We start from the raw sequence: 12,601 nt of genomic DNA, 5'->3' as shown, positions 1-12,601 counted from the left end.
GGCCGACCGGTGGGACACGACCACTGGCTCCCGACCGGCCGACCGGTGGGTCACGACCGCTGGCGGTCGTGCTCCTCCTCCGTCCCCGGCAGGCTGCCGACGTGATGCGACGCCCGCCAGTATCAGGCGCTCGGGCCGCCCGTCCAGGTCCAGACCACGCTCTGGAGCGACTTCGCCGCGAAGTAGCCGACGAGGGCCCACAGGACCGCCGCGTCCGGTCCCTGCAACAGGAGCCCGACCATCGAACACAGGCCGGCAGCGACGAGTCCGGGGCGGCTCGCCACGGACGAGTGCAGTTGCATATGCTCGCGGTGGCGACGCTCCGGGTTGGGGTTTCAGCCGAATCCGTTCGGGTCGGGCCGAGTCGGTCCGGGTCGGGGGGCACCCCCACACGAACATCTTCGGCGACAGGTGGACGCTGGTCGACGGTGAACGTCCGTCCATGCCCGGCTTCCCATCCCCGTTCGGCGGCGACGGCGGCACACTGTTCGAGCGCTACGGCGAGTTCGTCCCCGGGAACCTCCCGGAACCGGGGCCGTTCCTCGAAGGGCACGACGTGCTGACGGGGCGCGAGCACGCGGCGTTCCACCGCCTGACGCGGGCGCTGTTCGAGGAGCGGACGGTGTACGACATGACGTTCAACTACAACCTCGCCCGGCTGAACCTGGACACGCGCCACGAGAACGCCGGCTACCGCTACGCCGTCGAGTGCGGGGACGCCGATGACGCCGAACGCGAGGACGACGACGCCATCGAAGAGGAGGAGGCGGAGCGTGTCCTCCGTGCGGAGTTCACGCCGACGACCCCGTTCTGTCCGCAGAGCCACACGCTGACAATCGGGTCGTTCCGGGCGTGGAACGCCCTCTCGGACCGACACGAGTACGACCTCGTCCGGGTCCGTGTGGCCCCGATGCACCACCAGAGCGGCGGCATCAACGACCAGCTCACGGAGCTGGAACGGACGTACCTCGAAACCGGCGACGCGACGGCCGAGCCCGAGGACAGCGCTGCGGTGGGGTCGCCCCCGACGGAGCGAGCCGTCCAGGACGAGGAGGGCAGCCGGAGCATTCCCGACGCGCCGTTCTGAGAATCCGTCTCCGCCGGACTCACTGGAGCGTCGTGACCTCGTCGCCGACGCGGAGGGTCGCCCCGCGGTCCGACTCCGGGACACGGGTGATGATCATCAGCGTGTAGTGGTGGTCGAACGCGTCCTCGTCGGCCCACGCGGGGAACGTCTCCCTGCGTCGCTCCACGAACCGCTGGCGGAACTCGGGCGTCGGCTCACCGGTGTCGGGGTCGCGCTCGGGGACGACACACCGGCCGCAGGGCGTCACGCCCTCGAACCGGACGCCGCCGACCTCGAAGCCGGGGGCGGTCTCCCCCACGAACCGGTCCTCCCAGAACGGGGGCACCCCCGAGACCTCGATGTTCGCCCGGAGGCGCCGACGAGCACCATCGACGGTCATCCCGTCGAACCAGGCGGCGACCGTCTCGAGCGTCGCCGTGCTGATGACCGACGGGCCCATCTCGCGCCGGTCGACGAACCCGAGCGACGCGTCCCGCCGGAGCGTCAGGTCCGCATCGAAGAACGACCCGAACCACCGGGCCGCGCGCTCGCGCTCCGTCTCCGGGTCGAACCGGAACGTCTCGCCGTCGGGGGTCTCGACCCGGAACGTGCCCTCGTCGGGGTCGAAGTCGGTCGTGAGGTCGTGGACCCGCGCGGTCCGTTTCCCGTTGACGACATCCCCCTCGTCGTCGAAGAGGGCGAACTCGCGGTCGTGTTCCAGTGTCCCGCCCTCGATGAGCTCGGCCGCCTCGACGTCGATACCGTCCAACCCCTTCAGCGGGAACACCCGGAGTCGTTCCAAGCGGGCCATCATGTCGACGTACCGTTCCCGCCGACAATAGGCGTTCGTCCGAACGCTGTCGGGACCGCGGAGCAGTACCCGAACGCCAGCCGCTACCCGCCCTCCGGACCGTCTTCGGAGCCGCCATCCGCCAGGGCTGGCTCCCGGTCCCGGCGCCGGTCGAGCCAGCGCCACTCCCGGGTCAGCAGCCCCTGTTCGGCCAGGTCCCAGGGGTCGCCGCTCTCGATCTCCACCCCTTCGAGCCACGAGGTCACGACGTTCCAGAGGAAGACGACCTGCCCGGCGACGAGCAGGTAGACGCCGAGCGTCGCGAGCTGGTGGAGGTCGGCGAAGTACGCGACGGGACCGACGGACAGCTCGTAGCTCGCGTACCGGCGGGGCATCCCGCCGTAGCCGAGCATGATCATCGGGAAGAACGTCACGTTCGTCCCGACCATCGTGAGCCAGAAGTGCCACTTCGCCAGCGTCCGCTGGTACCACCGACCAGTCACCAGCGGGAACCAGTAGTAGATGCCGGCGAAGACGGCGAAGGCGATGCCGCCCATGATGACGTAGTGGAAGTGCGCGACGACGTGGTAGGTGTCGTGGAGCACCAGGTCGACCGGGATAGCGGCCTCGAACACGCCGGTGATGCCGCCGATGATGAAGTTCGCGATGAAGCCGATGCAGAACAGCATCGGCGCCCGCAACCGGAGGCTCCCGTTCCACATCGTCGTGATCCAGTTGAACGTCTTCACCGCGCTCGGGACGGCGATGGCGATGGAGACGGCCATGAACGAGGCCCGGATACGCGGGTCGATACCCGTGCTGAACATGTGGTGAGCCCAGACGCCGAAGGAGAGAACGCCGAGCGCGAGCGTGGAGTAGACGACGAACTTGAAGCCGAACAGCTTCCGGCCGGAGAACCGCGGGATGATGTAGCTGACCAGCCCCATCGGGGGGAGGACGAGGATGTACACCTCGGGGTGGCCGAAGAACCAGAACAGGTGCTGCCAGAGGATGGGCGAGCCCCCCTCGACCGCGAAGAACGCCGTGCCGAAGTTCCGGTCCAGCAGCAGCATGACCAGCGCGCTCCCCAGCAGCGGGAACGCGAAGATGATCTGCACCGACTGGACCAGAACCGTCCACGAGAAGATATCGAGGTTCGCCCAGTTCACCTCGTCGTCGCGCTCGACGAAGATGGTTGCGACGAAGTTGATGGCGCCCATCGTCGCGCTGACCCCAGTCAGGTGGAGGCCCAGTAGCATCAGGTCCACACCGGGATTGGCCTGCTCGACCGAGAGCGGGGTGTAGATGGTCCAGGCGGTCTGTGCCCCTTCGATACCGACGTTGAGCGGCGCGAGGAGCAACCCGCCCCAGATGAGCAACGCGCCGGGCGGCAGCAACCAGAACGCGATGGCGTTGATGCGGGGGAACGCCATGTCGTCGGCGCCGATGAGCAGCGGGATCATGTAGTTCGAGAAGGCCGCCAGTATCGGCGTTCCGAACAGGAACAGCATCGTGATGCCGTGACTCGTCAGCAGCGCGTTGTACAGCGCCGGGTCGAGGAGGTCCGCCGGAGGGGTCACGAGTTCCGTCCGCATCAGCGTGACCGCGATGCCGCCCCAGGCGAACGAGAGGACCGCGAAGACGCCGTACATGAGGCCGATATCCCTGTGGTCGACGGTGGTGAGCCAGCGCGTGAGTCCCGTCGGTTTCTCGCGGTGGTCGGTTCGCTCTCCGACCACGAATCCACCGCCGGGAGTGTACGAGCGCCACGCCACGGTCCGACCGAGCAGACTACCGACGACCACCAGGAGGACCCCCATCACGAGTGTGGAGACGAGGGATACTGCGCCAATCGCCATACTGCGGCGTGCCGAGCACTCGGTAAAGGGGGTTTCCGGGAACATGTTCGGGGCTGTCCCCACGGGAGGAACGATTCCCGGTCGAAGCCCGGGTCGGCCGATCCAGATATCGAACGAGCCTTCCTACAGTCGGTCCCCCAACCGTCGCTCCTGAAGCCCGGTAGACGGTTGGACCAGAGCCATCGTGACAATCCACGAGACGATCACTCGACCCTGGCGGCTTCCCCTGCAAGACATGAGGTTTTAGTCATCTACGACCCAACGAGGGCTCTGGGGTATGGGAGTCACCAGCAAGTTTCGGCAGATATCAGACTGTGTTCGATATTCAAGGCGGGGTGTCCTTTTCCTCTCGGTTCTTGTCATGATCCTCAGCATCACCGTGCCGCCTGCGCAGGGCCTCGTGACGGGCGCTACGGCCGACAACGAACCGGATGCCAGCGTGGCCGTCGAGCCCGACAACCCGATGGTGGGCGAGGAGGTCACGTTCGACGCGAGCAGCTCCACGGCATGTTCGAACCAGGTGAACTCGGAGCAGGAGTGTAACGACGAAATCGAATCGTACGAATGGGATTTCGACAAGGACGGCACCACGGACGCGATCGGGCCAACCGTATCGAAAACCTTCGAGACGGGTGGTGCTCACGAGATCGTGCTGACCGTCACTACCGAGGACGGGCACACGGATACCACGTACCAGACGGTCTTCGCCAATACGGCACCGGTGGCCGAGTTCAGTGTTTCTCCCTCCGAGCCGAGCGCAGGTTCGAACGTGACGCTGGACGGGTCCGCGTCGGACCCCGGTGATCTCCGCGATAGTATCCGGAAGTACAAGTGGGACCTGGACGACGACGGCACCCCCGAAAAGCGAGGACAGCGGATCACCCACGTCTTCGAAGAGCAGGGAGCGGCGAAGATCTCGTTGACGGTCGTTGACTCGCACGGCGGCTCGGATAGCACGACCAGGAACATCTCCATCCGGATCGACTCGGATAGCGATGGGCTGTTGGATCAGGAGGAGAACGCGACGGGAACCGACCTCGACGACCCCGATACGGATGACGATGGACTGCTGGATGGACCAGAGGTGGAGGACTACGGTACGGACCCGACGAACTCGGATACCGATGGTGACGGTCTCATCGACGGGAAAGAGGTGGAGCTCGGGACGGATCCCCTCGATGAGGACACGGATGGTGATGGGCTGGATGACCTGAGAGAGAGAGAGCTCGGGACCGATCCGACGTCAGCAGACACCGACGATGACGGACTGGCCGACGGACGCGAGGTGACCGAATTCGACACCGACCCCCTCGCCCCGGACACCGATGGGGACGGATTTCGGGACGGCCGAGAGATCGAGCGTCTCGGGACCGACCCGACCGACCCCGACACCGACGGTGACGGACTGGACGACCGTCGAGAGGTCGAGGACGTCGGCACCGACCCGACCGACCCCGACACCGACGGCGACGGACTGGACGACGGCCGCGAGTACTTCGAACTCGACACCGACCCGACCGACGAGGACACCGACGAGGACGGCCTCGACGACGGACGCGAGGTGACCGAGTTCGACACCGACCCGCTGGTACGCGATACGGACGACGACGGCCTCACCGACGGTCGGGAAGTGGCCCTCGGGACGAACCCCCTCGACCCGGACACGGACGGCGACGGACTGCGGGACGGCCCCGAGGTCGAGGACTATGGAACTGATCCGTCCATGGTGGATACGGATGGCGACGGTCTCGACGACCCCCGCGAACTCGAACTCGGCACCGACCCGACCGCCACGGATACGGACGACGACGGCCTCGAGGACCCCCGCGAACTCGAACTCGATACCGACCCCACCAGCCCCGACACCGACGACGATGGCCTCGACGACGGCCCCGAACTGGAAGCGGGCGCGGACCCGACCGTCCCCGACACCGACGACGACGGCCTCGACGACGGTCGCGAGGTCGACCTCGGCACCGACCCGACCGCCACGGATACGGACGACGACGGCCTCGAGGACCCCCGCGAACTCGAACTCGGCACCGACCCGACCGCCACGGATACGGACGACGACGGCCTCGACGACCCACGTGAACTCGAACTCGGCACCGACCCGACGCGAGCCGACACCGACGGCGACGGCCTCGACGACGGCCGCGAGGTCGATGCCGACACGGACCCGTTAGTCGCCGATACGGACGGCGATGGGGTCGAGGACGGCCCCGAGACCGAACGGGGACTCGACCCGACGGCCCCGGACACGGACGGTGACCTGTTCAGCGACGGGATGGACCCGCTGCCGAACATCGCCTGGTTCCCGCTCGGTGGAATCCAGGTACTGCTGACGGGGCTGCTGGCGGTGCTGGTTCTCAGGGACCCGCTGACACCCTAGGACGGTTGGGCATCCTATGGTGGCAAGGAATCACGGGTGCTGTACAGGAACGCGCCGAACAGCAGGGCGAACAGCACGCCCTGGATGAGGCCCGTCGGAACGAGGAGCGAGGTCGGGGCCGGGTCGATGCCGTCGTGGAAGAGGTCGTCGTCGGTGTCCGGGTCACGGGGGTCGGTGCCGCGGGCGCGCTCGATGGCGCTGGTCACGCCGTCACCGTCGGGGTCGAACACGACGAGTACCTCGCGCTCGACGCTGGCCTCCCGGTCGCGGCTATCGGCGAGCGTCAGCTCGACCGTATGGTACCCGTCGGACTGGAACCGGTACGTGACCGTCCGTCCCTCGCGCTCGGGGGTCCCATCGCCGTCGAAGTCCCAGTCGTAGGAGACGACGGGACAGTCCGAGTCCGACCGGTCACCGGCCACGAAGGTGACCGTGGTGTTCCGGCGGAGTTCCCCGCGCCAGTCGAAGCCCGCCGAGAGTGTCCCGCGGTCCGCCGACTGTGGCTCGACGGCCACCTCGCCGACCGGGACCGACCCCAGGTCCTGGTTGCTGGTGACATCCGAATCGAGCACGCTGACCCGCAGTCGGACCGGGCCCTCCACGCCACCGAAGTCCGACCCCGTGAGCGAAACCGTCCGCTCGATGCCACCGCTGGGAGCGTCACCGATGCGCGTCGCCCGCGCCCACTGGCCCCCGTCCGTGTACTCGACCAGAATCACGGCATCCGTCTCGGAGAACAGGTCGGCGCTGTCGGTGTACGAGAGCGACAGCCGGATATCGACCTCGCTGTGTCGGTCGTCACAGTCCCCGTCGACCCGGTCGACGATGGTCGCGTCCCCCCCGGTGATGGAGCCACCGGTGCAGCCCGCGGTTAGCACGAGTGCGGCCACCAGGAGAAGCCGGTAATCCCGCATTCGTTCCCTGGGTGGACGGCGGGCGGACAAAAACCCTAGAGTCACAGCCGGCGCCGCGCCGAGTGACCAAACTGTTATACTTGGCCTCGAAGTAACCACGGACGGGACATGCCCGAGTTAGTGGGGATGCTGGGGACGATTGCGGCGCTACTGACCCTCGTCGGGAGCTACCGGCTCGCGGACTACTTCTTCAACCGCGGCCCGGAGCTCGCCGGCCTGCTCGCCGTCGGGGTGACGGCGGCCTTCCTCATCCTGTTCGAGCCCCTCATGCTCCTCATGGGAACGCTCGCGCTCGTCGCACCGGTCGCGGCCGCCGCCAGTCATTACGGCTGGAGCCCGGCGGCGATGCTGCCGAGCGGGAGCGGGACGAGCGCCTCCGGCGGGTCCGGAGCGGGCAACACTGGCTCCGGAACAGGCACCAGCGGGTCCGGGACGGGCACCAGCACCGGCAACACCGGCAGCTCGACCACGAGTAGCGGCTCCGGCACCACCGGCGGGGGCGGCACCACCGGCGGCGGCAGCGCCCCCGGCACCCAGTGTCCGAACTGTGGCGAACAGAACGGCCCGGACGCGACGTTCTGTGCGAACAGCAGCTGTGGCTACAAACTCGATACATGAGTGGATTCCCGACCTTCGTACTCCAGGCCCAGACAACGTCGCCGCTGACCGACGTGTTGAACGTCGCCGGCGCCGGGATGGTGCTGGCGTACGGCTTCGCCCACGTACAGCGCAAGCGGGCCCAGGTGACGAGCATCGAGCGGACCTGGCGCAAACGTTCGACGGCCATCCTGGCCGGTTTCCTGTTCTACGCCCTGCTGGTAGCGACCTGGGGGCCGTCGGGGACGTGGGTCGCGACGGTCGGTGCGACCGTCGACACGCAGATCCGCGAGTTCGCGACCGGACTGGCGCTGGTGGGGGAACAGCCCCAGTCGGCCGGACCGCTCGACCGCGCGCTCGCGACGGTCAAGACCATCGGGCTGGTTGCGTATCTGGCGGTGTTCACGGCGATCAGCTTCTCCAACGCCGCGATCGCTCGCATCGCGAGCCTCGTGAAGTCGATCCCCTGACCGCCGGCCGGCAACAGCCGCCGTCACTGCGCCGCCGGGACCGCCGGCCGGCGGCCGGTCGACGGAGGATTGATTACCGAGTGCCCGCGACGTGTTGTCGAATGGGGCTCTCAAGGTACGAGAAGGAGAACCTGGGATTCCTCATCGGCGGGGGGGTACTGCTGGCCATCTCGTCGATCGGGTTCCGGTTCCTCGTCGACCGTCAGACGTTCGGCTTCCCGGATTTCGTCTTCGGGTTCCAGTACAGCATCGGCTTCCTGTTCCTCGGCGTGTTGCTCGTCTCGCTGTGGCAGGCCAACAGTCAGGTCGGGAACTACGCCTACGCGGTGTTGAGCCTGGCCGTCGGCGTCGCACTGCTGCTCCCGCCGCCGTTCATCACCACGACGGATCTCCTCATGAACGGCCTCTACCTGGGGATGGTGGTCGGCGGCGGGTTCCTCCACTACCGGTTCAACAACCCGTCGAACACTCTGTTCATCGGGATCCTGACCGGCTTCGGCCACGAGGTGTACCTGTTCGGTGTCGCCTACTGCCTGGCCGGCTTCTTCGCGCTCGGCCAGCCGTACTTCCTGATCGCGGTACTCCTGCTGACCGCGATCCTCTACGGCTACCGGAACATCCTGCTCGCCGAGCTGGAGAAGACACAGGACGACTCGTGGGGGGCCCGCGCGCTTGCCGTGTTCCTCGAACCGACGCGACTGGCTGACGGGGCGCTCATCCAGTACCTGAAATCGCTTCCCTGAGAACAGGGCGTTCCGCGACAGGCAGACCGACGGGAAGGAATTGACATCCTCCTCCGCCTGAAGGCGGAGGAATCCCGAGCGTTGGGATATTAGGGTTTGCAGTTCACCACCTCTCGTTGAGGTTGGAATCCTCGGGAGAGGTCATACAGGTAGACTGCCGGCTGTGCCAACCAGCCGATACTCCTATCCCCGTCCAAAACGGGCGGAGACTCGGAGTTACTTGCGTTGATATCGAGACGGATATTCTCCGCCCCGTTCGCATCAGCATTGAACGCCGCGTCACACTCCTCGCAGACGTACAGGCCGCGTTCAGCGCGCTGACTCTCATCTTCTCTACCGCAGACGCAACACGTCTTCGACGTGTTCCGCTCGGACACCTCCACGACCTCGATGCCCTCTACTTTCGCCTTGTAGCTAAGGATCTGGCGGAATCGGTCGAACGCCCAACCGTGCAGATTGAGGTTGCCGTGTCGTCCCCAGTCTTTCGCTTCGCCGGTATCGTCCTCGCGGACGCCTTCGAGATTGCCGACGTTGATGCGACAAACGCCCTTCTCAATGCACCGCTGGACGATGTGTTTCGCCAGCGAGTGGAAGAAATGAGTGCGGCGCTCCGACCACTTCTGGTGCAGATGAGTGGCTCGCTCGCCACTACTATCATCGCATTTAGCGATTTCCTTCGGGAAGTAGTACCCGTCCTGTTTCAGGCGATTGCCGGGATACAGGTTGGCGTCCTCCGTGCTGTAGGCGACAGCGGCGAAGTTCGAGACGCCGAGGTCGATACCCGCCGTCTCCTCACCGGACGGGTCAGGCGTCTCCACCTCGTGTTTGCAGACGAGGTGCAGTTCCCACTGCTCCTTCGGTTGGTCGTACACGGCCCTGACTTGTTGCAGGTTCTCGACCGTGATGCCGGGACGCATCTCGTACTCGACGAGGATGTAGTCGCGGTCGCGGGGGTGATTTTTGTGGTTTGCCCCTTTTGAGAGTCGGATGCGGTTGTGCTTGGTGTCGTGTCGGATGCCGTTCTGCTTCCACGTCACCGTGCTACGGGGGTGTTCCTCATGGACACGACGGCCTTCCTCGTCGTAGTAGTTGCGTTTGCGGTAGCCGGGCGGATTCGCACGGTTGTCGGCCTTCCTCTTTTCGTACCACGAGTTGAAGGCTTCAGCGAGTTCCTCCAGAACTCGCTGACTGGACTGGCTGTGCAGTCCCTTGTACTTTGGATGATCCTTCAACTCGTCTTTGAGGTCGCCGTGGTCGGGAATCTCACCCGTCCCCTCCCAGACCTGGCGGGAGTGGTAGTTAGCGACGTTCCAGAGTTTGCTGGCGCTCCACCCGTGCCGGTCAATCGAGTCCGTGACCTGCGAGTGGTTGCGGATCTTCGCCCGATGAGTGCGGTGGACTTCCAGCATCCGTGGAACGCCTCTATAACGGGTTATACTGGTATAATTTCTAAAATTTGCTGTTGGATAGTGGAACATCCGGCCTTGCTATCGACGGTAGCCTGTGGAGTGGGTTATCGGATTCATCCCGTGTCTAGAGGCGCAGGTATTCTCCTCGTTATTTATAATAGCGCTCGCGTTCTCGGAAACGATACCGATGCACCACACCCGGACAGGTGTCACCGACGGGGGGGTATAGATGGACGAGGAGAACAGTGTGATGCTCATCGCGGGCAGCGGGGGGGCGAAATCCACGTTCGCGGGGGGGCTCCTGCAGCACGTCGACAGGACGAGCGGCTTCGGCATCAACAGCACCATCTACGGGAGCAAGAAGGACTACCAGAAGGGAGTCAGGAAGCGGATGTTCACGGGGAACCAGTACCCCGACAAGACACAGGACGGGTACATCGCGAGATACGAGCTGACGGGGAAGTCGTTCAGCCGCCCCGCGACGACGGTGAACCTCATCGACCTGCCCGGCGAGGGGCTGAAGGCAGCCATCGATGGCGGTGTCGACATGCTCCCGCTCATCAGACAGATCAAGAAGGGGCAAACGGACGACCCGGAGGACATCAAGACCGAGTACGAGAAGAACATCAAGCCGGACTTCGAACGCGGAGTCTCGCCGACATCGCCCGATGTCTGGAAGACCGCCTTCCTCCACCACTACTACAGCTCCGACAAGGCCATCTTCCTCCTGAACCTGTACAAAGCGACAGAGGAGAACAAGGACATCGCGTACGATACCGAGGACATCAAGCACGCCAACGAGGAGTTCACCGACGTCGCCGTGATTCCGATCGCCGTCGACTGGTACGGGTACGACCCCGAATCGACGAACCCCGGGTTCGTGACGCGAATGCTGAGGCAGGTGATAACTCCGAGCATGCGCGACCAGGAGCTCCTCGAGCATCTGACCGACCGCATCAACCGGGGCTCCGTTCCGAAGGTAGCCGACATCCTCAACTTCGTCGATACGAACCGTGAGGTCGACTTCTTCGGTGTCTCGGTCCCCGACAAGGGGGCGCCACAGACCGAGACGGGGACGCTCACTGCGGACGGTCACGGGGGATTCGAGGTCAAAGGGTTCAACAAGGTGATTCAATGGCTGGAACAGTAACGCTGGAGATCCATCACGCGATATACGACACGTTCTCGTATCAGCGGGGGGCATCGCTGCCGGTCGACGAGGGGCGGCTCAGGGAGTTGCTGATCGAGGCCGATTCGGCACTCGACCGCAAGGAAGGCGGGTTCTTCGAGGGCATCGGCAACGCCCTCGTATTCGGCTTCGAACGGAAGCAGGAGAGTGGCGGCGCGGAGTGGACCAGAGGCGAGGTCCCATACTTCGACCTGTTCGTGATGCCACTCGAGGAGGCGGCCCAGGTTCCCCTGCCGAGGCTCGCCAAACTGCTGGAGGAGTGTCGGGTCGATTCGTACACGGCCGAACCGGAGCCCGAGAAGACATTCAGAATCGAACGCCGTGACAGCGGCTTCAGCGCTCCCGGTGATATCAACGCGAGGTTCGTCGCACGAGTGTGGGAAGAGTACCGGCACGACTCCGTGAAGTGTCGGATGCCCATACAGCAGCTCGACCAGTTCGTCGGGAGCGTGCGGGGCGCACTCCCGGAGTTGCGCTTCGTCTCGCCCGAGCGGCGGCCGACCGACTACTTCGATGTCATCGGCGAGGAGGCAGAGCAACAGCAGGTCGAGCCGGACCGTCGACTGGTCCGGACTGTCCAGCACCTCGCCGACCGGAACGCCCTCAGCATCGACGCGCTCCCGACCTACCACGACGAACTGCGCTCGCGGCGACGGCTCGACCGGGCCCGGATCCGGGATACCGCCCAGCTGGAGGACGCCGTGGCCGAGAAGTTCGCGGCAGTCCGGAAAGAGACCGAGCGGGCGTTCGACCGGTACCCGCTCGAGGCGGCGAAGCTCATGGAGGACGTCGAGAAGGGGCGGCTGCGGGACGAACAGGAGGACGACAGCGGTGGCTTCACCGGACGCGTGCAGAGCCTCGTCGGCGGTGGCAACGAGAAGGAGGAGTTCGAGCTCCTCAACCCCCACGAGTTCAGCGACATCGACCCGGAGGTCGCCGCCGCCATCGACGAGAAGCTCGCGGCCAAACGCGAGGGCATCTGGGAGCAGGTGACCGAGGAACTGCTGGCGGAGCTCCGGGAGAACCTGCGTGACGAACTCGACGCACAGAGCGAGCAGGTCGCCCGCGAGGCCGTCCGCCGCATCGACAGGACCCGGTCGACGGACGCGTACGAGGCGGTCGCCGAGGACGGGGAGAACGTCCCCCGGTAGCAGCGGGCGGCCGCCAGCACT

At 65.6% G+C, this 12,601-nt stretch carries 12 protein-coding genes; 7 read left to right on the top strand and 5 right to left on the bottom strand.

Translation table 11 applies throughout. The annotated features are described in order from the left end of the window. Nucleotides 1-122: 122 nt before the first annotated feature. Entirely contained in the window at nucleotides 123-302 is a 180-nt protein-coding gene (locus NL114_RS09825) for a hypothetical protein (RefSeq protein WP_254824614.1), read from the bottom strand. 140 nt (nucleotides 303-442) lie between these two features. Between NL114_RS09825 and NL114_RS09820 the strand changes: the two genes are divergently transcribed. Then, on the top strand, nucleotides 443-1,087 hold the full coding sequence (locus NL114_RS09820) for a DUF7998 family protein (protein WP_254824613.1): 645 nt from the start codon (nucleotides 443-445) through the stop codon (nucleotides 1,085-1,087). Nucleotides 1,088-1,106: 19 nt separating this feature from the next. Here the strand turns inward: NL114_RS09820 and NL114_RS09815 are convergent, their stop codons facing one another. Both NL114_RS09815 and NL114_RS09810 read right to left on the bottom strand, forming a co-directional pair. Next, complete coding sequence (locus NL114_RS09815) at nucleotides 1,107-1,877, bottom strand: MOSC domain-containing protein (RefSeq protein WP_254824704.1); 771 nt, start codon at nucleotides 1,875-1,877, stop codon at nucleotides 1,107-1,109. Between the two features lie 83 nt (nucleotides 1,878-1,960). Next, nucleotides 1,961-3,715, bottom strand: coding sequence for a cbb3-type cytochrome c oxidase subunit I (locus NL114_RS09810; RefSeq protein ID WP_434084112.1), 1,755 nt, complete (start codon nucleotides 3,713-3,715; stop codon nucleotides 1,961-1,963). 361 nt (nucleotides 3,716-4,076) lie between these two features. On the opposite strand from NL114_RS09810, the gene NL114_RS09805 reads away from it, so the two are divergent. After that, the gene (locus NL114_RS09805; RefSeq protein WP_254824612.1) at nucleotides 4,077-6,107 is read left to right on the top strand and encodes a PKD domain-containing protein; all 2,031 of its coding nucleotides are present in this window, start codon (nucleotides 4,077-4,079) and stop codon (nucleotides 6,105-6,107) included. 14 nt (nucleotides 6,108-6,121) lie between these two features. Here the strand turns inward: NL114_RS09805 and NL114_RS09800 are convergent, their stop codons facing one another. Continuing rightward, nucleotides 6,122-7,021, bottom strand: coding sequence for a PKD domain-containing protein (locus NL114_RS09800; protein ID WP_254824611.1), 900 nt, complete (start codon nucleotides 7,019-7,021; stop codon nucleotides 6,122-6,124). Nucleotides 7,022-7,129: 108 nt separating this feature from the next. Here NL114_RS09800 and NL114_RS09795 point away from each other — a divergent pair, with 108 nt between their 5' ends. From NL114_RS09795 to NL114_RS09785, 3 genes are all read left to right on the top strand, one after another. After that, entirely contained in the window at nucleotides 7,130-7,639 is a 510-nt protein-coding gene (locus tag NL114_RS09795; protein WP_254824610.1) for a zinc ribbon domain-containing protein, read from the top strand. Continuing rightward, the gene (locus NL114_RS09790) at nucleotides 7,636-8,088 is read left to right on the top strand and encodes a hypothetical protein (protein WP_254824609.1); all 453 of its coding nucleotides are present in this window, start codon (nucleotides 7,636-7,638) and stop codon (nucleotides 8,086-8,088) included. The genes NL114_RS09795 and NL114_RS09790 overlap by 4 nt, the downstream gene beginning before the upstream one ends. Before the next feature lie 101 nt (nucleotides 8,089-8,189). Next, a complete protein-coding gene (locus NL114_RS09785) occupies nucleotides 8,190-8,831 on the top strand; it encodes a hypothetical protein (protein WP_254824608.1) in 642 nt (213 codons plus the stop codon). Nucleotides 8,832-8,920: 89 nt separating this feature from the next. Here NL114_RS09785 and NL114_RS09780 read toward each other — a convergent pair whose 3' ends face one another. Next, entirely contained in the window at nucleotides 8,921-10,240 is a 1,320-nt protein-coding gene (locus NL114_RS09780; protein ID WP_254824607.1) for an RNA-guided endonuclease InsQ/TnpB family protein, read from the bottom strand. A gap of 229 nt (nucleotides 10,241-10,469) precedes the next feature. Here NL114_RS09780 and NL114_RS09775 point away from each other — a divergent pair, with 229 nt between their 5' ends. Beyond that, nucleotides 10,470-11,390, top strand: coding sequence for a hypothetical protein (locus NL114_RS09775; protein WP_254824606.1), 921 nt, complete (start codon nucleotides 10,470-10,472; stop codon nucleotides 11,388-11,390). Further along, nucleotides 11,375-12,580: a hypothetical protein gene (locus tag NL114_RS09770; protein WP_254824605.1), complete on the top strand. Its 1,206-nt coding sequence runs from the start codon at nucleotides 11,375-11,377 to the stop codon at nucleotides 12,578-12,580. Before NL114_RS09775 ends, NL114_RS09770 begins: the two co-directional genes overlap by 16 nt. The last annotated feature ends 21 nt before the right edge of the window (nucleotides 12,581-12,601 follow it).

It is taken from the genome of Haloglomus halophilum, from assembly GCF_024298885.1.
Taxonomy (GTDB): domain Archaea; phylum Halobacteriota; class Halobacteria; order Halobacteriales; family Haloarculaceae; genus Haloglomus; species Haloglomus halophilum.
This window is presented reverse-complemented; position numbering and strand designations above follow the sequence as displayed.

Bases quoted from the DNA above. Each gene is read 5' to 3' on its own strand.
- NL114_RS09825 (WP_254824614.1), bottom strand. From the start codon at position 302: ATGCAACTGCACTCGTCCGTGGCGAGCCGCCCCGGACTCGTCGCTGCC.
- NL114_RS09820 (WP_254824613.1), top strand. From the start codon at position 443: ATGCCCGGCTTCCCATCCCCGTTCGGCGGCGACGGCGGCACACTGTTC.
- NL114_RS09815 (WP_254824704.1), bottom strand. From the start codon at position 1,877: ATGGCCCGCTTGGAACGACTCCGGGTGTTCCCGCTGAAGGGGTTGGAC.
- NL114_RS09810 (WP_434084112.1), bottom strand. From the start codon at position 3,715: ATGGCGATTGGCGCAGTATCCCTCGTCTCCACACTCGTGATGGGGGTC.
- NL114_RS09805 (WP_254824612.1), top strand. From the start codon at position 4,077: ATGATCCTCAGCATCACCGTGCCGCCTGCGCAGGGCCTCGTGACGGGC.
- NL114_RS09800 (WP_254824611.1), bottom strand. From the start codon at position 7,021: ATGCGGGATTACCGGCTTCTCCTGGTGGCCGCACTCGTGCTAACCGCG.
- NL114_RS09795 (WP_254824610.1), top strand. From the start codon at position 7,130: ATGCCCGAGTTAGTGGGGATGCTGGGGACGATTGCGGCGCTACTGACC.
- NL114_RS09790 (WP_254824609.1), top strand. From the start codon at position 7,636: ATGAGTGGATTCCCGACCTTCGTACTCCAGGCCCAGACAACGTCGCCG.
- NL114_RS09785 (WP_254824608.1), top strand. From the start codon at position 8,190: ATGGGGCTCTCAAGGTACGAGAAGGAGAACCTGGGATTCCTCATCGGC.
- NL114_RS09780 (WP_254824607.1), bottom strand. From the start codon at position 10,240: ATGCTGGAAGTCCACCGCACTCATCGGGCGAAGATCCGCAACCACTCG.
- NL114_RS09775 (WP_254824606.1), top strand. From the start codon at position 10,470: ATGGACGAGGAGAACAGTGTGATGCTCATCGCGGGCAGCGGGGGGGCG.
- NL114_RS09770 (WP_254824605.1), top strand. From the start codon at position 11,375: ATGGCTGGAACAGTAACGCTGGAGATCCATCACGCGATATACGACACG.